The organism is Verrucomicrobiia bacterium (genome assembly GCA_019694135.1).
GTDB lineage: Bacteria > Verrucomicrobiota > Verrucomicrobiia > JADLBR01 > JAIBCM01 > JAIBCM01.
Genome location: JAIBCM010000002.1, coordinates 207,501 through 230,039 on the forward strand (window position 1 = coordinate 207,501; position 22,539 = coordinate 230,039).

18 protein-coding genes are annotated in these 22,539 nt (G+C 43.2%); 12 read left to right on the plus strand and 6 right to left on the minus strand.

The window, feature by feature from the left end:
- Positions 1 to 127: 127 nt before the first annotated feature.
- The 6 genes from K1X66_03435 to rsmD form a co-directional block, all read right to left on the minus strand.
- Complete coding sequence (locus K1X66_03435) at positions 128 to 448, minus strand: hypothetical protein (GenBank protein MBX7157420.1); 321 nt, start codon at positions 446 to 448, stop codon at positions 128 to 130.
- Between the two features lie 251 nt (positions 449 to 699).
- A complete protein-coding gene (locus K1X66_03440) occupies positions 700 to 867 on the minus strand; it encodes a hypothetical protein (GenBank protein MBX7157421.1) in 168 nt (55 codons plus the stop codon).
- A 16-nt stretch (positions 868 to 883) separates the two neighbouring features.
- On the minus strand, positions 884 to 1,651 hold the full coding sequence (locus K1X66_03445) for a hypothetical protein (GenBank protein ID MBX7157422.1): 768 nt from the start codon (positions 1,649 to 1,651) through the stop codon (positions 884 to 886).
- A gap of 144 nt (positions 1,652 to 1,795) precedes the next feature.
- Entirely contained in the window at positions 1,796 to 2,632 is an 837-nt protein-coding gene (locus K1X66_03450; protein MBX7157423.1) for a hypothetical protein, read from the minus strand.
- A gap of 144 nt (positions 2,633 to 2,776) precedes the next feature.
- The gene (locus K1X66_03455) at positions 2,777 to 3,247 is read right to left on the minus strand and encodes a GNAT family N-acetyltransferase (GenBank protein ID MBX7157424.1); all 471 of its coding nucleotides are present in this window, start codon (positions 3,245 to 3,247) and stop codon (positions 2,777 to 2,779) included.
- Between the two features lie 10 nt (positions 3,248 to 3,257).
- A complete protein-coding gene (rsmD, locus tag K1X66_03460) occupies positions 3,258 to 3,821 on the minus strand; it encodes a 16S rRNA (guanine(966)-N(2))-methyltransferase RsmD (protein MBX7157425.1) in 564 nt (187 codons plus the stop codon).
- A gap of 72 nt (positions 3,822 to 3,893) precedes the next feature.
- Here rsmD and K1X66_03465 point away from each other — a divergent pair, with 72 nt between their 5' ends.
- From K1X66_03465 to K1X66_03520, 12 genes are all read left to right on the plus strand, one after another.
- Positions 3,894 to 4,922: a DNRLRE domain-containing protein gene (locus K1X66_03465; protein MBX7157426.1), complete on the plus strand. Its 1,029-nt coding sequence runs from the start codon at positions 3,894 to 3,896 to the stop codon at positions 4,920 to 4,922.
- Positions 4,923 to 4,967: 45 nt separating this feature from the next.
- A complete protein-coding gene (locus K1X66_03470; GenBank protein MBX7157427.1) occupies positions 4,968 to 5,969 on the plus strand; it encodes a DNRLRE domain-containing protein in 1,002 nt (333 codons plus the stop codon).
- Between the two features lie 129 nt (positions 5,970 to 6,098).
- The gene (locus K1X66_03475) at positions 6,099 to 7,076 is read left to right on the plus strand and encodes a hypothetical protein (protein ID MBX7157428.1); all 978 of its coding nucleotides are present in this window, start codon (positions 6,099 to 6,101) and stop codon (positions 7,074 to 7,076) included.
- 132 nt (positions 7,077 to 7,208) lie between these two features.
- The gene (locus K1X66_03480; GenBank protein ID MBX7157429.1) at positions 7,209 to 8,168 is read left to right on the plus strand and encodes a hypothetical protein; all 960 of its coding nucleotides are present in this window, start codon (positions 7,209 to 7,211) and stop codon (positions 8,166 to 8,168) included.
- A gap of 87 nt (positions 8,169 to 8,255) precedes the next feature.
- Complete coding sequence (locus K1X66_03485; protein ID MBX7157430.1) at positions 8,256 to 9,332, plus strand: M42 family metallopeptidase; 1,077 nt, start codon at positions 8,256 to 8,258, stop codon at positions 9,330 to 9,332.
- Positions 9,333 to 9,341: 9 nt separating this feature from the next.
- A complete protein-coding gene (locus K1X66_03490; protein MBX7157431.1) occupies positions 9,342 to 9,722 on the plus strand; it encodes a VOC family protein in 381 nt (126 codons plus the stop codon).
- A gap of 13 nt (positions 9,723 to 9,735) precedes the next feature.
- Complete coding sequence (gene rpe, locus K1X66_03495; GenBank protein MBX7157432.1) at positions 9,736 to 10,395, plus strand: ribulose-phosphate 3-epimerase; 660 nt, start codon at positions 9,736 to 9,738, stop codon at positions 10,393 to 10,395.
- A 90-nt stretch (positions 10,396 to 10,485) separates the two neighbouring features.
- On the plus strand, positions 10,486 to 12,813 hold the full coding sequence (locus tag K1X66_03500) for a hypothetical protein (GenBank protein MBX7157433.1): 2,328 nt from the start codon (positions 10,486 to 10,488) through the stop codon (positions 12,811 to 12,813).
- Between the two features lie 136 nt (positions 12,814 to 12,949).
- Positions 12,950 to 15,391, plus strand: coding sequence for a hypothetical protein (locus K1X66_03505; GenBank protein ID MBX7157434.1), 2,442 nt, complete (start codon positions 12,950 to 12,952; stop codon positions 15,389 to 15,391).
- A gap of 69 nt (positions 15,392 to 15,460) precedes the next feature.
- Entirely contained in the window at positions 15,461 to 16,702 is a 1,242-nt protein-coding gene (gene glgA / locus K1X66_03510; protein MBX7157435.1) for a glycogen synthase, read from the plus strand.
- Positions 16,703 to 16,708: 6 nt separating this feature from the next.
- Complete coding sequence (gene glgB / locus K1X66_03515) at positions 16,709 to 18,613, plus strand: 1,4-alpha-glucan branching protein GlgB (GenBank protein MBX7157436.1); 1,905 nt, start codon at positions 16,709 to 16,711, stop codon at positions 18,611 to 18,613.
- 54 nt (positions 18,614 to 18,667) lie between these two features.
- Positions 18,668 to 22,537, plus strand: coding sequence for a hypothetical protein (locus K1X66_03520; GenBank protein ID MBX7157437.1), 3,870 nt, complete (start codon positions 18,668 to 18,670; stop codon positions 22,535 to 22,537).
- Positions 22,538 to 22,539 lie beyond the last annotated feature (2 nt).

A 22,539-nucleotide genomic window follows, 5' to 3' on the forward strand; every position in this document is an offset into this window, starting at 1 on the left:
AATCAATAGGTTTGTTAGATAAGCTATAGAAACTAAGAAAAAAGGACAAGCTCTTAGCCCGTCGACTTATAGCTTATTAACCAAATGAACTTTGGGTTTTCTGTAGCTGAATCGGTAGCCTTATGAGTTATTTGATGGCAGCTGAATCTTGAACTTTTCCTAGATTTTCCATGATTCGCAATGCTTGGATAATTGTTTGGTCTATATCTAGAAAAGCCCGATTGGTAATAGCTTTTAATTTTGTGGCTTCTTCTACGAGATCGTTCTGACTTAATAATTTTTTGTTATAATTTTCGATTGCTGTTTTAAGTTCGTTAAAACTACATTTGCGAACAGCTTCCGCTGAATGAGATGCCCTTGTTATTAAGCTTCGAATACCGCGGCTTAAACGAGCCATTTTTCCTAAAGTGGTGATATTGTGGACGAATTTACGGAGCCATTTAATCATAAATAATATTTATTATTTTAAATTATGAATAAATAAAGATCGAGAATAAAATTTTAGATTTTGTTAGCATTTTGTCAAATTGGAGGATGAATGGTTCCAATATAGATAAATTTAAAGACATTGGTCCCCAAGTGGTTGAGTTTAATAAAGTAGGGCATCGGGTTTTTCCTACATTGTTAAAAGCACCTAAGCACCTACTTGATTATTAGCGGTAGCGCCAACTCTAGCTGCACTTTGATATACCCTATATTCTATAACGCCAAGAGGTTTATAGACGTCAAAGCCACAGAATCCACCGCTTCTAGACCTTGGCTGGCGCTGTTCATAGCGCTATCGACCACTGGCTGCAAATGATGTACAGGGAGTTGTGACGAAGAGCTTATGCCAGTAATTCCAGTCTCTAAAGTTGGCGAAATCAAAAAAAGAATTTTTAAATTAATAGGGGCCAATTCCCCAGGCTCGGGGGTCAACGATATGATGAGTGGTTTGTTCTCCAAATTTTTCTACTTCTCTAAATGCTTGATCTAATCTTGTTCCAGCTTTATCACCGAGAGCGGTTCCGCTTTGAATTGTCCTATCGATGACGGCATCTTCTACGGAACAAAGAGGGTTGTAGCCATTTAAACATTCAATGGTTTCAACTGTTTCTAAAATTCCATCCAAAGTATTACCTAGAGTTTTGCCTGTGGCATTTAAGGGATGTTCAGGAAGAGCTAAGAGGAGTGCTGTTCCTGTCGTGGCAGCCAGAGCAGCGGCTTTATTGGCAGCTTCAGTTGTTGCAATAACTTTTTCAATTGCTTTTTCAACATTGTTGGGATTTCGCAATTCAAAATTGGAAAGGGTTTTTTCTAATTCGGCAACGGCTTCAGTAGCCTTTTTGGCCTCCTGATAAACTCTTGTTGCATGATCAAAGGCTATTGTTGCATCGGCAGTACCTCCCAATGCTGTTGCAGCGTCATAAGCTTTATCATAGGCGCTTTTTGTTTTGGCAAGAGCATCCTGAGAAAGTGTTTTTAGGTGAGAAGTTTTTTCAATAAGTTCTTGCGTCTTTCCTACGGCCTTGGCCAAGCTTTGAAGTTCTTTAGCTTCATTATTAAGCTTATCGATAGTTTTGAAAGAGTGGCGAGCGGCTTCTAGAGCGTCATTTAAATGATCCACACCTCGCCACAAACGGCGAAGTTTACGCAGAACACCATACAGCATATTTTTTAATAATTATTAAGAAAACTATGTATGTGAAGGATTTTTCTTGTCAATTTTTAAATTGATCTACTTGCAAGAAAGACGACTGATTTGCAAGTTGTGCATTGAAACTGGTGACCTAAAAGCCGAAAACTACTGTTGGTATTAAAATCCTATTCCCCAAGTGCCTTGGTTTAGTAAATTCGGGTCCGTGGCTTTTTTTTCTATTTCCCCAAAGACTCGATCAAGTTTTTCAGTTTTTGGCGTGCCTAAAAGACGGTGTTCGATTGGACCGGTAGTTAAGACATCTAGTGTTTCTAATCCAGCTTCAATAAGATCGTTTGTTGTAATAGAGTTGTCATGGTATGGCACAATCATATTGCCACTCACCAAAACAGAAATGGGAATGCCCATAGATTGAGCAAGTTCTTTTAGAGCATCTTGGGCGTCGTTTAATGCTTTTTCTGAGACAATGATTTCTTTTTCAAGTTCTTTAATTAGATGGCCAAATGCCAAATCATTTTGGGTAGACCGGCTTATCATTTTACTCAAACGATCACTTAACTCTTGAAGCTTTTTGGCTGCTTCGACTGCTTGATGAGTTTGATCAGTTACTTTTCTTGCGGAATTCAAGTAGTTATGTCTGAGAATGGGGCGAAATAAGTTTGCTGCTCGAACGTAACTATCTAAAATACGCTCAGTTAACATGGCCGTTTTATGAAAAGCTGTCGCATTTTCCAGATTTGTTTTAGCAAGTGTGCCAATATCATCAGCGATACCACTTGCTTGGAGAGTTCTGTGTGGGAGTATTTTAGAAGATGGAGTGCTAATTTGAACTTCAAGGTGATGCAACCTGTTGCGGAGGCCATGGACATGAGTAAGTGAAGTTTTTAAGCCATCAGCAGTATTTGGAATGATGTGGACGAGGTGGGGATGAGGCACTTTTTTTGCCAATCCTAAAACTTCAAGCACTGCTTTACCTAGTTTACTTCTGAAGCCCATATTTTTTTAATGCTAAGTTTAAATTCTAAAATACGCAACTTGTGATTATCAAGCAGTTGATCATAACAAATTTATTTTTTGTTTGGGTAAGATGACTCTATTAACATGCCTGGGTCTGCAATCTATAACTAATACAATAACTTTTTAAGATGAAGAGGGTGTTAAGTGGATCGACATGACCGTTACTGGATAAGTTTTATAAATTGTTTCTTGGATTGGCTTCCAACCCATGGCTTCGTAAAAAGTTTTTGCTTGATCGGTCCAGAGGTAAAGTTTTTTAAAGGAAAGACGTCGCGCTTCATTGATGGCAGCTTGAACCATTTTTTTCCCAATGCCCTGGCCGCGATAATTTTTGGGAACGTAAACGCACGCTAGCCACGGGGAATCATAGGGATAAACTTCCTCCATATCATTTTCTAGGATGGCTGCTGTGCCTAGGATTTTATCGTTTTCTATTTCGACGAGATGCAGAGGAATGCGATCACGATAAGTTCCTTGTTCAAGATCGCGAATGGCGTCGGCTTCATCTTGAAAAAGAGCGGGCCACTGTTGATAAAACCAGTTAGCCAGAGTAGGAATAACATGATGAATGTCGGCGAGATAATGTAAGGCCATAAGGGGGAAGTTAAATACAAAGCTGTAAAATGAGAAGGCCTGTTTCACCATAATTTTTTTGGCGTAGAATTTCAAAAGGAACCAATTTTTTTGGCGATAAAGCCGTGAAATATTCCAGAATAAACCACCCTTCAGGCGCTAGCCACGGTGCGACGGCGTCGAATAAGTTTTGATGAAATTGTTCGGCTTCATCAGGATTTTTTGTGTCTTTGCGGTAAGGGGGCGTGGCAAAAATAATTGAGTAAGGAGTGGGGGAGCTTTTTAGAAAGGTGAAAACGTCTTGTTGCACGATTTGCGCCTGCTCTTGAAATTTGGTATGTATTAAATTTTGCTTAAGAAAATGGGCAATTTGGCGATCGCGTTCGACAAAGGTGATCGATTTTGCTCCACGACTTAATGCTTCGATCCCTAGCGAGCCTACACCACTAAAAAGATCGAGAATTTTAATATCAAAAATTTTATCGCCGAGCATGGAAAAGAGCGCGCCTTTCACCTTATCTTGAATGGGACGCAAAAGAGGCGATTTAGGTGCTTTGAGTTGCAAACCGCCTACTGTTCCAGAAATTACGCGCATAAGTTTTTGAAATAATATAACTTTGACAAGAAGGAAAGTTTATTCTTCGATGAGGGCTTAAGGAAAATTTTTATGTTAAAACAAATCTTAGTTGCTTGCTTCACTTTTACTTTCATTTCCGGTTTATTAGCCGATTCGGTGGTTTTAAATCCTAGTAAGGATAATGCGATTTACGAGGAGGGCGATTTGAGCAATGGCGCGGGTGATCATCTTTTTGCCGGACAAAATAATTTAGGCAATAATCGACGATCTTTTTTGGCTTTTACTTTAACCAATTCCGTTCCTACCAATGCCATTGTTACGAATGTTGTATTGCAAATGACCAATTCGTTCACGAATCCAGGAAGTGGAAGTCGCAACATTGCTTTGCATCGTTTGATGGGTGATTGGGGTGAGGGAACTTCCGACGCCCTGAATGCTGAAGGACAAGGAGCTACTGCTGCGATGGGTGATGTGACGTGGACTAATGCCTTTTTTGGCGGTGCGCTTTGGACTACACCGGGTGGCGATTTTGTTGTGGCGCCTAGTGCGGTAGCATTAGTGAATTTGGAAGGCAATTATAGTTGGAGTTCGGTTGGGTTGGTAAATGATGTTAATTTTTGGCTAACTAATGGCAGCGCAAATTTCGGTTGGATTGTGATCGGTGACGAAAGTGCGACTCAAACTGCAAAACGTTTTGATAGTCGCACCAGTGGAAATTCGCCGGTTTTAATCATTGGATTTACGACAAATGCGAATGAAGTGGTGAATCCTATTTTATCGGGTGTCACATTTGAAAAATTGAGACCGAAAACCGGAAAGCGACGTAATTTTGTGGCCTCGAAAGGCATCAAGGTAAAAGGTCGCGTTATTACGACCAATACAATTACAGTGGGCACCGCATTTTTACAATTTGGCGCAAGTAACCAGACGGCTCCTGTTGCGTTGACCTTTAAAGATTTAAAGCAAAAAGGTGTTCTTGTTGGTAAGAAATTCAAGGCTAAAGGTGTCGGAGTTGGTGCACCATCGGGTGAGTCTGCATATGATGTGGTGATTACGGTTGGTAACGGATCAGCCAATGCTTCGGTCACTAATGCGATTGGGCTTTCCAAGATCAAATAATTTTTTCGTCGACGCGAAAGAGAATTTCGCTAGAAAAGCAAAGTTATGAAAAGAATTTTGCTAGCAGTTAGCCTATTGATTCCTACTTTATTTTTGCAAGCGGCCACGTTGGATTTGGTTCCTACAAAAGACACCACGATTTATCAAGATGGTGAATTAAGTAATGGCGGAGGAAGCCGATTAATTATTGGAGCGGATGGCATGCAAAGTCCGAGGCGCTCTCTGTTACAGTTTGATTTTAGCGCGATCCCAGTTGATGCAGTCATCACGAATGCTGCCTTGAGACTGGATTGTGTGAGTGTGAATATGGTGGGACCGCGAGTGGCTAATTTGCATCGCTTGACACAGGCTTGGGGCGAAGGCATTGCCGTGGCCGTAGACCCACAGATTAACGGTTCGCCTGCCAACAATGGAGATGCGACTTGGACCAATGCTTTTGTTGGGTCGGTGGCTTGGTTGAATCCGGGAGGCGATTTTGTTCAGGCGCCGAGCGCGACGGTGAATGTGGATGATGTGGGCGCTTATGTTTGGAATTCAGCTCAACTGCTGGCAGATGTGAAAATCTGGGTGACGAATGCGACGGCGAATCAAGGATGGATTTTGATCGGTGACGAAACGGCTGCCAATACTATTAAAAGTTTTGCCAGTCGTTCTTCGACTAATTCGCCTGTGTTAACAGTTGGTTTTTCTACGAATGTGATTTTGTCAGACGTTGCCTTTGAAAAATTGCGCCCGAAAACAGGTAAGAAAAAGAATTTTCGATCTTCCCGTGGCATTGTTGCTAAGGGGCGCGTGATTACCACAAATCAGTTGGATGGCGGTTTTGCGTTTCTGGTGATGGGTTCCAATCAAACCGCGCATGTGCCTTTTTCTAAATTCAAAGATTTGAAGAGGAAAGGCAAAGTGGTGGGCAAAAAAATAAAGGCGAAAAAAGTAGGGGCAGGTGCTCCGAAAGGTAAAATCGCTTATCAAGTGGTTTACGTTGTGACCAATAGTATTGGAAGTGCGTCGGTCACTAATACTTTAGCCACTTCTAAGATTAAATAGTTTTTTAGAACCCCAAGCCGGAAATACGTCTGGGCATAAGGTGTAAAAATTAAATTTATTTCTCAACATAATTTGACAAGAAGCATTTTCTGAATTTAGTAACCCAATTATTTATTGTTTTACTGAATTATGGCTTTAGGTGTTGTTCGTAGTGCTTTTCGTCGTGCTAGGCGTCATTTTTGGGGAGGCTCTCTCTCTGATGCTATAGAAGAATCTATTAAATTGAAAATAAATGGGTTGAGTAAAAAATTTGATGATATAAATCGAAAAATTGAGGAAAATCTTAAAAAAAATTTAGATGTGCCTCTTTGGGATGATGTAAGCCCTCCTCTTGTCATATTAAGGCCTCATAAAGAGTTTATTAAAGACGTTGAAGCAATCAAGCTTGCAACGGGACAGCATTTGTTAGAGGTAAAAGAGATAGAAACGTATTTGAAGAGTTTAGAAAAAGAACTGAAAGGATCGGGAAGTGCTGATGCCAGGGAAGCGAAAAAGCTTTTAGCAAAAGTAGTTGAATTACGTAAACATGCAGAAAGCGCTGATCAATCGGCTAAAAAAGCTTTAGGCATTGCTAGGGATTATGGCCAACGCTCTCAAGTAGCCAGTATTGTAGCGCTTGGTGAGGCAAAAGATGATATAGCGAAAGCCCAATCTATTATGTCCCAAATTTCAAAAGATCCTGCTTTGAAAGATGCTATTTTAGCAGGGGCTACTGCAGGTTATAGTCGGGGCACTTTAGAAGTGGTGACGGATGGGGTTTTAGATGCGATTGATTATGGTTTGGAAACCGCGGATGCTGTGGAGTGTGTCTCTACATTTGGCGTAAGCTGTGTGGTAGACGCAGGATTGGAGTATGCTTTGGATAAGGCGATTGAAGTTAGTGCTCCCGTTGTAGAGCCTGTTGTTGGTCAAGTGATAGAGTGGGGAGGTCAGGGTGTGGCAACAGTTGCCGCAGGCGCCGGTGCCGTAGCCGATGAAGCAGGTAAACAACTTAACAAAAGAGTCGGAACGAAGTTGGAAGCGGCGTTTCGAGTGCCGGAAAAAGCAACTCAAGAAATTGGTAATCGTGCCACAGGAGGAAGTTGGTGGCCAAGCTTTTCGCCTTAGCTGATCAAAAAAATATTCATTCTTATCGATTACTAAATTTTTTTCGCGTTTTGATAGGGTGAAAACAAAAAGTTTGTCTGGGCCATGTTTAAATTATTTGATTATATATTATCTTAGATTATATTTTTAAATATGGCATTTGGTTTGGCTCGTAGAATTTGGCGACGTCTTTTTAGGGGGTCTGTAGAGGAGGTTCCACCTCAAGCTTTGCCACCTGTTTCTTCTGCTACGAACTGGATTTCCAAGGCCATGAATTCTTTCCAATCAAGTATTAGGAAATTTTCAAAGGACTTGCAAAATGTCGAAACCAGACTTGCATTTCTTGCTAAAAATAGTGGACCGGTTGAGTTAGTAGAGTTAGCGGCAGCGACAGATAATGTTTTAAAAAGAGCTAAGACGATTGAAGAGCGCGCAAAAACATTTTTGAAAGTCAATGAACAAATGGGCACAGAAATGCAGAAGCTTGAAGCACAAAATTTGATTTTAGAAGCGACTAAATTGCGTCATTATGCCGAAGAAACTCAAAAGGCAGCTCAAAGAGCTATTGATAACCAAGGGTGTAGTACGGCAGAAATGACAGCAGCTTATGATTCAGCGCTTACTGATATAAAGCGATATACCAATCTTTCTAAAGAGGCGTCTAAAACTTTTCAACGAGCAACCAATCACAGAGTTTGGATGGGAAGTGCTTCTGTGGCATTTACTTATCCAGAAGATAACCGAACCGAAACTACCAAGGCGGTGCAAAATGGCCTCTTAACTGCTTTAGATTATAATTTAAAAGCCGGTGAGGCGGTTGAGTGTGCGGTTACGGTTGGGTTAATGTGTGCGGTAGATGCTGGTTTAGGCTATGCTTTTAATAAAGCAGTAGATGTGAGTGCCCCGGTGGTTGAGAAAGCTATAGATTTAGCCACGCCGGTAGTTCAAACAGCAGGTTCAACGGTAAATACCGTGGCTGATGAAGCAGGTAAACAATTTAACGAAAAGGTGGGAACGAAATTGGAAGCGGCGTTTCGGGTGCCGGAAAAAGCAACTCAAGAAATTGGTAATCGTGCCACAGGAGGAAGTTGGTGGCCAAGTTTTTCGCCTTAACGGTAAGAGGATGATAATTGAGTGTAATCTGCACAACACTTTCCAAGCTTGCCAAATTGCTTTGTGATGCGCTTTGATAGCGTTGTTATGCGCGAAGCTTCTTTAAATTTTCTTCAGACTTTATTGGAAACTCCGTCGCCTTCAGGTTTTGAAACAAAAGGGCAACGGGTTTGGTTGGATTATGTTTCGAAATTTGCTGATGAGGTGGAAACCGATAGTTATGGGAATTGTTATGCAATTTTGAATCCAAAAGGAACGCCCAAAGTTTTGTTAGGCGGCCATAGCGATGAGTTAGGGTTTATGGTTAATTATATTTCGGATGCGGGCTTTATTTATTTTAAAGGAATTGGCGGGGTCGATAATACGCTCATTCGTGGCCAACGAGTCACGGTGCATGGTCGTAAAGGTTCTGTGGCGGGTGTGACGGGTTTATTGGCGATTCATTTGCAGGAATCGGATGATCGCAAGAAAGTGCCGGGGATTCATGAGATGTATATTGATGTGGGAGCGGGTTCAAAGAAAGAGGCAGAAGAATGGGTGCAAATTGGGGACGCGATTACTTATAGCGTGGGGTTTCAATTTTTAGGAGAAGGGAAAAAACGCATTGCGGCTCGCGGTTGCGATAATCGAATTGGCACATTTGCCGCAGCGGAAGGGGTGCGCCTGGCATCAGAAAATCGCAAACAATTAAAAGCGTGCGTGGTGGCCGCTTCCACCATTCAGGAAGAAAATGGTCTTTATGGTGCGAGCATGGCGGGCTATCGGGTGAAACCGGATGTGGCATTGGTGGTGGATGTGACGCATGCTACGGATATTCCTTCCTGTTCCAAAGAAAAATTTGGCGATGTAAAATTAGGCAAGGGACCGGTGATTAGTTTTGGAAGCGCGAATCATCCAATGGTGAACGAGCGTTTGGAAAAAGTTGCGTCAAAAAATAAGATGGCATTGCAACGAGAAATTAATCCCCGATGCACGGGCACGGATGCCGATGCGATCTTTATTCAACATGGTGGGATTCCTACAGCTAGCATTGGGTTGCCAAATCGTTATATGCATTCTCCTGTGGAAGTGATTGAGCTTTCGGACTTGGAAGCGATTGGTGATTTGTTGGGGAGTTTTGCTTTGGACTTGAAATCGGACGAAATGTTCCAAGTTAGAATATAAAAGGAAATAATGATTACAAAATTTTTGCACACACGCTATCGAGTGAATGATTTGGAAAAAACGGTAAATTTTTATCGTGATGTTTTAGGTTTGAAAGAAGTGTCTCGTCACGAATCACCCCGCGGTTCGAAATTAATTTTTTTTGCCGTACCGAATAGCGAGGAGCAAATTGAAATTTCTTATTATCCGCCGAGCGGTCCGGTGCAGGTGCAAGCGGATTTAACGCATCTGGCTTTTGAGGTGGAGGATTTAAATGCTTTTTCCAAAGTGCTAGAGAAAAAAGGTTATCCTTTAAGCGACGGGCCTACGGAAACTTCATCGGGTAATCTCATTGCTTTTGTTGATGCGCCGGAAGGTTATGAAATTGAATTGATTCAACGAAAAAAATGATATCTTAAAGATCATGGATCGACCCATTCTTATTGCTCCTTCGATTTTAGCAGGGAATATGGCGCATTTAGGTGCGGAGGCCAAACGTGCCGAATTGGCGGGCGCGAATTGGTTGCACGTGGATATTATGGATGGTTTTTTTGTGCCAAATTTGACGTTTGGCCCAGCCACGGTGGCTGCATTGAAACGAGAGACGCAGTTGCCTTTGGATGTTCATTTGATGCTAATGCGGCCTGATCTGTATGCGGCAGCTTTTTTAAAAGCCGGCGCGAATATTTTAACGGTGCATGTGGAGGCGGAGCACGAGATTGAAAGAACATTGTCTTTTATTCGTGAAAGAGGAGCGCGTTGTGGGCTAGCTTTGAACCCGGGCACTTCTTTGGATGAAGTGAAACCTTATCTACAACAGATTGATTTATTATTATGCATGACAGTCAATCCAGGGTTTGGTGGCCAAAGTTTAATTACAGAAGTTTTTCAGAAAACAAAACAGGCCCAACAATGGCGTGATGATATGGGATTAGATTTTGAAATTGAAGTGGATGGCGGTGTGAATTTAGAAAATGCTAAAGAGTGCGTAGAAAATGGAGCCAATGTCCTGGTAGCGGGCACTTCGCTTTATGGGGCAGAAGATATGGCCGAAACCATTGCAAGAATGGCTAAATGTAGTTAGGTGGGACGATTTTTTACTTAAAATTTGACCATTATTTTTTGTGGAATTTATTGTTGGGAGTAATATTTTTATCTAAAGGAATAGACAATAATGAGTGGTTTAGCGACTGGAGCAAGGATTGTTCGTGGAGTAGGTATAGCTGGGGGTGTAACCAGTCGGATAGGTCGAGCAAAAAGATCATTGGATTTAGTCTTAAGGCGTATGGCGAATGCAGAAGCTCGAGTGACAAGTGCCAGATCTGCGTTGGCTCAAGCTGGGGCGACTACTCCTGCCGCGGCTAGACAGCGAGTTGCGGTTGCTTTGGCTCGACGTAGTTATGCAAATATAGCAAAGCGTGGCGCTGTGGCGGCGGAGCGCTTTGCAGAGGCTAAAGAAGCAGAAGCGCTTCGCTTAGCGGAAGCGGCTCGGACAGCTCATCGAACGGGAGCACCTAGCGATGTTATCGCTCGTTTGGACTGTATTGAAGCGGAAAGAGCAGCCCGTGAAAAAATGATTAATGCAAGAGAGACAGTGGATAGAGCTCAGGGTGATTGGGCAGTAAAAAATAATAGTCCAACTGCTGCTGGGGAGCGTGAAAGGGCTCAAAAAATTTTAGAAAAAGCGGAACGTAATCTTGCAGAAGCAGAGGCTGATTTTGAAATGAAACGTGCTTTAGCGGAACAAGCTCGCCGGGAGCGTTTGGCCTCAGTTCAGGGACGTCGTATTTCAGAAGAGTTGGGTATAGCTGAGCCTGTTAATATTTTTGAGCGCGCAGAAGCTGCAGCAGTTGAGGCTCAGGAAGCTAGAAAAATGGCTGATCAATTATTTCGTGAGTCAAGAAGTGCTGAAGCGGCGGTAATAATTGCAGAAAAGGGGATTTTTGATGATTTAGAAACAGGTGCAATTGAAGGTGTGCTTGCAAGAGCGACTACTGGTGATGCAGTGGCGCAGCAAGAAGTGAAGCAAATTGCGGGCATCGCGAGGCGAGAAGCAGATAGACTAGTTGCTGAGGCTGATATGTTTCAAGAGAATTTATTAAGAGCTGAAGCCAGAGCTGCACAATCAACCGCTGACTATAACAGGTTAAAAGAAGCTGTTGAAGGATATGAAGCCACTGCGAGGTCTGCAGATGAAATTCCAACCGATATTAATCAATTCATTGAACAAGCCGAGGCAGCTAGAGAGGCAGCGGATCAAGCTAAATTTTATCAATATCAACTTGGAATGAGTGAGGTGTTTGATGAAAAAGCAACACTTGAAGTATTTAATGCCCGTATTGCGTTGTCTAATGCTCAAACAAGAGCTGTACGGGCCATTGGGGTTGCTGCTCGGGCTGAATATGTTTCAGCTAGCACGGGAGCAACTTTAGAGCAAGTGAATCAAGCCATGGGACGTTTTTCTAGAGCTCGCGCGGCTCTTAGAAGAGCACGTTTTCAAGCTGATGAAGCCGCTGTGGAAGCTAAAAATTTAGATAATTGGGCAGCCAGGCCTAGAGCTACCGAGACAGATCGGGTAGCGGCCCATGAAGCCAAACAAAAGGCGGGTCAAGCGGCTGAAGCAGCTGGTTTAGCCAAGTTTCGATACGATATGGAACGTCGCGTTGCTAGGGGGCTGACCATTGCAGCAGGTGTAGCAGCCAGCTATTCTATTCCAACAGATGCTGAGGCATTAGTGGAGGATGCTCAATTTGAGTTTAGGGATGCGAGTGTAAAAGCTCGGCTTGCAAACGAGAAGTTTTCAAAAGTAAAGGGATCGGCAGCTTCGGGTGGATCGGTCGATTATGGGATGGCGATGGAAGAGGCGAAAAAGGCTTCTGAAGAAGCTCAGAGAGCCAGGAATGCTTATGTTCAAGCGCTTGTGACCGAGCAACGTCGTAAAGAACTTGGTGAGTGGACTGACACTTATTCTGAGGATGTGCCAAGTGAAGAAGGGGTTTCAGTTTTAGATGGAGAAAATGGCGCTTCTACAGATTTTTCCTCTGGAACTTTGGATCAGGTAAGTCTTGATGGCACAGGTTTGGTAGCTTTAGGACAGTTGATTTATGAAGTGCCTGGTCTTGTGCAAGCAACTGGCGAAGGTTTGAGCGAGTTGAGTAATGGTATAAAAGAAGAACTACTAAAACGAGAAGTAGCTTATTACAATTTTAAAACAGCCCGAAAAGTTGAGGATGATATCGAGATTGAAGAAAGCAGTGTGCATCCTGTTCCTGTTATTGTTCCTAGTCAAGAGGAGCCTTTGGATCGAAAAACGCTTTTGGCTGAAGCTGGAGGTAAAAAAGATTTGGGTCAAAAAGATAACAGTAGAGTATGGACGGCAATTGAGGAGGCAAACCAATCGGTGGATCCTTCTCTTGAAAACAATATGTGCGCAGCCGATGAACCCAATATGAGTGTTGATCCTTCCTTACAATCGCAATCATCGATGGCTCCTAAGGTATAATAAATAGTTGTAACGCAGTAATCTTTATTTGTCCCAGAGGCATTTTATTTTTAAAATTTGACAAAGATTTTTTATGAGTTTTATTGCTTTATATAATAAGGAAACTATTTTGTCTTAAATTGGAAGGATAAATCTAATGGCTGTTCCTGCTATTCTTCGTGGTGCTGCGGCAGTTGCCCGCTTGCGCCGTCTTCAAAGAGCCGTTAGCCAAACCGGAGGGCGTGCTATGGTTCTTAACTCACGGGCCTATGCTATTGAAGGTGGGGTCACTGCTTTTCGAACGACGGCATCAGGAAGAGGAGCGATTGCAGCCGTTAATCCTCGTGTGGGCTATGCAATAATGAGACGACGTGAAGCTCTTATGCGAAGAGGTCATGCTACGGTTTTACAACATTATGCGGATGCCCTCGTGGAGCAAGCAAATCGTCTCAGAGAAGCCGCTCAAGCCGTTAAAGTAAGCGCAGATGAGGCGAGACAAGGTCAAAGGTTCTCTGAACAATTGGACCGCGTTGCGCAAGAAACCGCGGAACATGTGCGGCATCCGACAGATGAGATTATTGCTAAATATTCGGCTTATCGTTTTGATCCTGGCACACCTCGTCAAGAGGTAATAGATTTTATCATACAAAAGGCTGAGGCTGATCGAGTTTATGCTGATCAGTTTAGGCGTTATGCTGAAAATTTGGCTATTAAAGCTCGGGAATCAGCTAATAGACTGCGTGAAATTGAGCAAGAAATTGTAGAGGCTCATGGTAGGCCTTTAACTTTGGATGAGCTTGAAGCTTTGGCAATTGAAAAGGCTCAAGACGCTGAAAAGGCAAGAGAAGCAGTGAAAGTTTATAATAAAAAAGCGGATGAAGCTGGAGCCGAAGCACTAGAGGATGCGGATAAAGCGCTTCAAACGGTGGTGGCGAGCGATGCGGCTTTAGCTCAAAGGGAGGCTGAGGCTTTGGTTGATATAGCTGGGCGAGGCGCTTCGGTGGAAGAGACAATTTTAGAAGTCCAAATCCGTGACGCTAATCAAAGGGCTGATTACTTGGCTGAGAGAATGCGTGAACATCCGCGTCCGGCATCTGAACTTAGAGCAGAGGTTCAAACAGCTCGTGATGCACTTAGATTAGCGCGGGATCGAGAGAGTTGGGTGCGGGGTGAATTAGCTACCGCTGTGCCTGGTTCGCGGAGAGCTGAGGAATTAACTAAAAAATTGCGTGACCTTGGGATAGAGATTGATACGCATAGTCAAGTAGCAAACTATGCCCAATACGAGGCAGAGGCTGTGGAAGATTTAGCCTATGCGCTAAACAATAAACCATCTTATGTCGATGGTGCGAGGTCTAGAACTGCTTCAGCGTTTGAGTCAGAAGCTCGTATTAAATTGATTGCGAGTGGGCAAACCGATCTCGAAGTTATCAACACTGCTGCTAGGCGTTTGGCTGAAGCGCGTGTGGCGTTAGTCGAAGCGCGGATTGAAGCTGTGCATGCGGCAGAGCGCGCTAAGGAAACTCGAAAGATTGCTAATCGTCCTGGCGCGACTCATCCTCAACGAGCATTAGCTGAAGAGGCAGAAAAAAAAGCTGCTGAAAAAGCTCAAGCATTGGAACACGCTAACGAGGCCTACACTAAACAAGTTACAACCATTAGTGTTGGTGGTATTACTTTGGCAACGCTTATTACAGTTCCCAGTAAAGCTGAGGCAGCGCGTGAAGAGGCTCAAAAGGCGGGGGCCGAAGCCAGAATGATTAATGAAAGGCTAGCTCAGGTGCGTGAAGCGGCTGCTCGTCCTGATGCTGGATTGAGTGAACTTGTGACGGTGATCGGCGCTGCATTTAAAGCGCACGCGGCTAAAGAGAGTGCTGAACGTGCTTATGATAAATATGTAGAGGCTCGTGTGGATGAACAGATCGCAGCCGAGGAGGCTGCCAAAGTAAAAGTAGAACAAGAAGCTGAAGCTAGAGGAGAAGCTTATTTCAAAAGCACTGCAGAAGGCATGGCTTGGGAAGGCATGAAGTGGGTTGGAAAAGGTGTTATGACTGGTCTCCATTATACCGAGGAAGGGTTGGCTTACGCTGTGGATGGGTGGGGCTATATGATGGGAATGCCTAATCCTATAGCTAGTCCCGACACTAGCGTTGACATAGGTCATGGCTTACTCGCAGCTCAAGATGCTATCATAGAACATGTAGCTGTGCCAGTCGCGCTCGCAACTTATGAAGGAGCTGTTGCTGAAGCCAATCCTATGGCTCCACTTGAAGAGGCCAGACAACGTGAAGAAAAAGCTGCAGAAAGATTTGCTAGCGCTGCTGAAATCAGGGACGATGATGAAATTGACAAGTCACTCCAAGGTAAGTTTCCTAATGTTATCATCATTCCTGATGCGGAACCTCCAGCACCAACTTTAGTGGCAGAAGCTAAAAGAAAAAAGAGAAGCGATGAAGCATGGGCCAAAATTGAAGAAAAAGCGCAACAGTCCATTGAAAGAAATATGTCTCTAATTGAAGAAGGCGAACCTGAAGGGGAACTTAATATGAGTGTTGATCCTTCCTTGCAACCGCAATCGTCGATGGCTCCTAAGGTGTGATAAATAGTTGCAATACAAGTAATCTTTATTTGTCACAGAGGCATTTTTGTTTTAAAAATTTGCTTCTTCATGAACATTGCTCTCTTGACGAACGAATATCCGCCGAATATCTATGGAGGAGCCGGGGTGCATGTGGAGTATTTGACTCGCGAGTTGGCGAATTTGGAGGGGAGAAAACATTCGATTGAGGTGTTGTGTTTTGGTGAGCAAAAGGAAGAGCGAGAGCATTTTCATGTGCAAGGTGTTGAGCCTAAATTTCATTTTCCGACTGTGGCGGATGTGCGACATAAGAAAGTTTTTGATCCGTTGTTGAGAAATTTGGTGATGGCAGGTTCTTTAGCAAAGGCCGATGTGGTGCATTGTCACACCTGGTATAGCCATTTTGGTGGATGTTTGGTAAAGCAGTTGTTGGATGCGGTGTTGGTTTTGACGACGCATTCTTTGGAGCCGCATCGACCGTGGAAAGAGGAGCAGTTGGGTAGGGGTTATGAGATGAGTTCGTGGATTGAACGCACGGCTTATCAGAATGCTGATGGGGTGATCGCGGTTTCCCAGTCGATGAAGGAAGAGGTGGAAAAGTTGTATGGAGTACAGCCTGATAAAGTTAAAATTATTCATAACGGGATTGATTTAAAACAGTATCAACCTCGGTATGATCGGTCGGTTTTGGAGCGTTACGGAGTGAATCCGGATGTTCCCTATGTTTTGTTTGTGGGACGCATTACGCGGCAGAAAGGGATTTTGCATTTGGTCAATGCGATTGCTCATTTGAAGGAAGGGGTGCAAGTGGTTTTATGTGCCGGAGCGCCTGACACTCCAGAGATAGGAGTGGAAATGAAACAGTTGGTGGATGAGGCGCGCAGATTAACGAGAAATTCGATCGTTTGGATTTCGGAAATGTTGCCGCGCCAAGAAATTATTGCATTTTATTCGCAAGCGGCGGTGTTTGTGTGTCCTTCGGTTTATGAGCCGTTTGGGATTATTAATTTGGAAGCGATGGCGTGTGAGACACCGGTAGTGGCTTCAAAAGTAGGTGGAATTCCTGAAGTGGTGGTGGATGGTGAGACGGGATTTTTGGTGCCAATTCAGGCGCGAAGCTTGGCGGATCCGGAGCCGATCGATAAAGAAAAATTTTCTCATGATTTAGCCGATGCGATGAATCGGATTTTGAATGATTCTACACTGGCAAAATCGATGGCGATTAAGGGGCGTGAACGGGTTGAGAAATATTTTAGTTGGTCTGCGATTGCTCGACAAACACTGGAATTTTATGAGGAATTGCTTAAGAAAAAAGGGTCTGTCCTTAAGTAAAGTAAAATGAAAAAACAAAACACATGGTTAAGTCAGGAAGATATTCATTTTTTTAATGAGGGTACGCATTTGCGTCTTTACGATAAGTTAGGTTGTCATTTGACTACTCAGTCACGAAAAAAAGGGGCGCATTTTTCGGTTTGGGCGCCGAATGCGGAAAAAGTTTTTTGTATTGGAGATTTTAACGATTGGGATCGCGCAGCGAATTCCATGGAGGCAACCGGTCATTCAGGGGTTTGGGAAGGATTTATTCCTGGGGTGAAGAAGGGGGATCGTTACAAGTATTATATTGTTTCACGACATCGTGGTTATTGTGCGGAAAAGTTGGATCCGATCGGATTTTGCCATGAAACGCCGCCGCGAACAGCGTCTGTGGCATGGGATTTGGATTATGAATGGCAAGACGCGGATTGGTTGGCGGAAAGAAAGAAGCAGAATTTTTCGCGTGATGCGATGTCGATTTATGAGTTACATTTGGGCTCGTGGCGTCGTATTCCAGAAGAAGGACATAGGTTTTTGACTTATCGCGAGTTGGCGCCGCTTTTGGTGGATTATGTGAAGGAGATGGGTTTTACGCACGTGGAATTTTTGCCGATCATGGAACATCCATTTTACGGTTCTTGGGGTTATCAGGTGACAGGTTATTTTGCGCCGACTAGCCGTTTTGGGACGCCGCAAGATTTTATGTTTTTGATTGATTGCTTGCATCAGCATGGCATTGGCGTGATTTTGGATTGGGTGCCATCGCATTTTCCAAATGATGCGCATGGGTTGGCTTTTTTTGATGGGTCGCATTTGTATGAGCACGCTGATCCGCGACAGGGGTTTCATCCCGATTGGAAGAGTGGTGTGTTTAATTATGGTCGGCACGAAGTAAAAAGTTTTTTATTAAGTAGCGCTTTGTTTTGGCTGGATAAATATCATATCGACGGCATTCGTGTGGATGCGGTGGCTTCGATGTTGTATTTGGATTATTCGCGTAAGGCGGGTGAATGGATTCCGAATTGTTATGGGAGCAATGAAAATTTGGATGCGATTGCGCTTTTGAAACAATTTAATCAATCGGTACGACACTATTTTCCTGACACGATTACTATGGCGGAGGAATCAACGGCTTGGCCGGCAGTGAGTCGACCCGTGGAACAAGGAGGACTAGGTTTCCATATGAAATGGGATATGGGGTGGATGCATGACACGCTTTATTATTTTCGGAAAAATCCCATTTTTCGCAAGTTTCATCAAGGGTCACTGACGTTTCGAATGGTTTATGCGTTTAACGAGAATTTTGTGTTGCCGCTTTCTCATGATGAAGTGGTTCACGAAAAGGGATCACTTCTGGAAATTATGCCCGGCGATGAGTGGGAGAAATTTGCTAATTTGCGATTGTTATTGGGTTATATGTATGCTCAATCGGGTAAGAAATTATTGTTTATGGGCGGCGAATTTGCGCAGGGGAGGGAGTGGTCGCATGAAGGTAGTCTCGATTGGCATCTTTTAGAAAATGGGTTGCATGCTGGGGTGCAACGGTGGGTGCGCGATTTGAATCGTTTGTATCGACAGGAGCCTGCTTTGCATGAAAAGGATTTTGATTCTTCCGGTTTTGAATGGGTGGATTTTAATGATGCGGACAGTAGTGTGGTGAGTTTTTTGCGTCGTGGCGAAACGGCGCAGGATCTGATTTTGGTGGTTTGTCATGCTACACCTGCAGTCAGAGAGGATTATCGCGTGGGCGTGCCTGAGGCGGGTTTTTGGAAGGAAATTCTTAACAGCGATGCTCGAGAATATGTTGGTAGTGGGCGCGGGAATTGGGGAGGAAAATATGCGGAGAAAGTGCCTGCGCAACGAAGAAATTTTTCGTTAAATTTGACGTTGCCACCCTTGAGTATTTCGTTTTTTAAACTTCTGTCTTAGTTGTTTTGATCTTGACTCTTATCTTAAAAAGCGGCTACAAACGGATTCTCCCGTATGATTTCTCTTGAAAAGAAAAGAGTCTCTTTAGCCTTATTTTCTCTTATTTTAGGATTTTTTCTAGAAGCAAACTATTTGTATGCGGAGCCTGATAGCGATCAAGATGGTTTGCCTGATGCATGGGAATTGGAATATGGGTTAGATCCTACAGATTCCTTGGATGCTAAAGGTGATGACGACCAAGATTCTTTAACGGCTTTGCAAGAATATCAATTAAAAACAAATCCGACGCTTTATGATACTCAAGGTTTTGGGATGAGTGATAGTTTGCTTTTAGGTCTTCAAGGTTACTATCCCCTTAACGAAACGGAAAGCATCGTAGCATTTGACCAAACTCCTTATCAAAGACATGGCTATGTTTATGAGGGTGGCGCTTGGAATCCTCAAATTGGTGTGGGTGGGGCTTTAGAATTAAATAACACGTTAGGTTATCTTCAGATTGATGGAGGTTTGATTAACCAGCAAACCAATGTGACTATTTCTTTTTTGTTTCGAACTCAATATCCGGGAAAACAAATATTAGTTAATGCGGGTAATGAACAGAGTTCTTATGAGCTTGTAGGGTTTTTTTGGGAAAGTGATTATCTTTGGTTTATCAGTGACATCAATGGGTTCACGGACTGGCAAACAGAATCTTTAGCGGATAACCAATGGCATCGTTTTGCTTTTGTGCGCGATGCGCAAGGGCAAAGTTTAAGTGTTTGGGTGGATGATCATTTGGTTGGCCAAGCGAATCGATCTTTAGGTCCGCTTAATATTGCGCCAAATGGTTTCATTTTTGGTCGAGGTGCTTGGGGGTGGACAACGTATGGAGAGTTCGATGAGGTGCGCATTTATAATCGCGTTTTGAAACCTGAGGAATTACAGGAGCTTTATAACAAGTCTGATATGGATAAGGACGGTTTAGCGGATTATTGGGAGTTGGAAAATTTTGGCAATACCATGACAAAAAATGGCAATGAAGGTGACGCTGATTTGGATGGGATGTCAGACACTTGGGAGTTAGAGTATGGACTGAATCCGGCTGATCCTTCCGATGCGAACAGTGATGATGATCAAGACTCGCTTACGGCCTTGCAAGAATTTAAACTTCAAACCAATCCTACGCTTTATGACACGTATGGTTATGGTATGAGCGATAGTCTTTTTTTAGGTTTGCAAGGCTATTATCCCTTAAATGAAGCGGAGGGGATGGTGGCTTATGATCAATCTTCTTATCAACGTAATGGTTTTTTGCAGGAGGGCGGTGTTTGGAAACCGGCGGCAGGCGTGGGTGGGGCTTTATCGCTCGATAATACTTATGGTTATCTTCAATTAAATGGAGATTTGGTTGATGGACAAAATAACGTAACGATTTCGTTTTTATTGAAAACACAATATTCGGGCAAGCAAATGCTTTTTAATGCTATCAATGAACAGAGTACTTATGAGCTTGTAGGCTATTTGTGGCAAAGTAATTATCTCTGGTGGATCAGTGGGGTCGTGGGTTTTACGGATTGGCCAATTACTTCTTTAGCAGATAATCAATGGCATCGACTCACTTTTATTCGAGATGGCAGTGAACAAAAACTTAAGATTTGGGTGGATGATCAATTTATAGGAGATGCTGATCGATCAATTACTCCCTTAAACGTTTCATCCAACGGTTTTCTTTTGGGTCGAGGTGCTTGGGGTTGGCCAACGTTTGCGGAATTTGATGAGGTGCGCATTTACGATCGCGCCTTGAAAACGACGGAAGTGCAGGAGCTTTATAGCAAGTCCGACATGGATCAAGACGGATTGCCTGATGTGTGGGAATTAAAATATTTTGGTAATTCAGTAGATCAAAGTGGTTGGGACGATGCGGATGGTGATGGAAAAAGTAATCAGGAAGAACAGCAACAAGGAACGGATCCTAACGATTATTACGAAGGATTTTCGCCCACGCTTACTATTACTCAGGGCAATAATCAGAAAAGCTCCCCCAATCAATTTTTGCCGCAAGCTTTGACTGTTAAAGTGACAAAAGAAGGCCAGTCCATGATAAATGCGCCAATCACATTTACGGTTTTATCAGGCGGCGGAAAACTTTCCTTAAACAACGACGGCAATACCCCTTTGCTTGAAGCTATCGAAACCAAAAGTGATGGGCAGGGACTTGCTCGCATTTATTACAAACAAGCTTTGAATTATAACACAGCTAGCACGATTCAGGCGCAGGCCAATCAAAGCGCCATGGAATTTCAAGCCACCACTTCGACTTATGAGGAGTCGGATAGTGATAATGATGGGATGCTTGATCCTTGGGAAAATACTTATGGTTTGAATCCTTTCGATGACACCGATTGTCTTCAGGATTTGGATGGAGATCGCATTCCAAATGTTTACGAATTTGCCAATAACACCTTGCCTAATGATAAAGATAGTTTTCCGGTGCCCCATCACATTGTGGATCCAGTGAACGGCGCTAATTCGCCGAATGATAATATTTATAAAACGATTGCGGAAGCGATCAGTAAAGCATCAGCACAGACAAATGTTTATTCTGTGATTTTTGTGAAAGCGGCTACTTATCAGGAATCGATTAATCCATTATGGAAACGTGTTTTATTATTAGGAGAGCTAGGTCAAGGATCTTTACCAGCTATTAGTTCAAAATCAAATAATGAGGCTTTTGAGGCGTTTAACGAGAAAGACAATCATTGGGCGTTAGATGGTTTTGTGATTACTCACCAGCCAGGTTTCAAAAGTTCAGGTATCAATGTTTCGATGGGGAAAAATAATATGGCCTCGATCAGTCATTGTATCATTCAAGGGAATAGTGATGTGGGTAAGGCAGGGGGAATTCATTTGGATGCGGGACGTCTTTGGGTTAATCATTGTTTGATTGTTGAAAATAAAACGAGTAATGCAGCCAGTGGCAAAGGAATCTATGTAGGGTTAAAAGGCCATTTATATTTGCAAAATTCCATTGTTTGGAATGAGGACGAAGAAAATAAAAAACAAATTTATTTAACTAATAAGGGCGAGATTAATGTTTCTCATTCTTTTGTGATGAATGGTGAGCATGGCGCTTGGGGTGAAAATCCCGGTTTAATTCCTAACAGTTTTCGTTTAAAGGCTAGCAGTGCTGCGCGTAACGCGGGTGCAAATTTGGCGCTTTCTCGTTGGGATGTTGATGGTGAATGGCGAAATGATCCTGTGGATGTTGGAGTGGATGAATTTGTTGATACGGATAATGATGGAATGCCTGATGCTTGGGAAATGAAACAAGGATTTGATAAAAATAATCCTGAGGACGCCAATGGAGACGGGGATGCCGATGGGTTAACTAATGTGGGTGAATATGAGGCAGGCACCAGCTTGCAATTAGCCGATACCGACGGCGATGGACTAAAAGACGGCGAAGAGGTGAATGTTTATCAGTCGGATCCGAAAAAAATTGATTCAGATGGCGACGGTATGCCAGATGGATGGGAGGTAAGCTACGGTTTTGATCCTGCGACTTCTAGTGCTGATGTGGATCATGATGGAGATGGGCTTTCGGATTATGAAGAATATCTTTTACAACAGACTTATGGAGAAACTTTGGATCCGACAAATCCTGATAGCAACGGTGATGGGGTGATTGATGGGGTATCGATTCAACTTAATATCAACCCGGTCGATCTGGACGTCGACAAGGATGGTCTGATCAATGCAGTAGAAATAGACGAGATAGGAACCAATCCTTTTCTTCCTGATACCGATGGGGATGGGGTCAATGATAAAGACGACGCGTTTCCTTTGGATCCGAATCAATCTCAGTTGCCACCGGGCGATCCTCAAGATGAAGAAGCGCCTATTATCACTTTAAAAAAACCGGAAAATGCAGTGCTCATTTTCTAAAT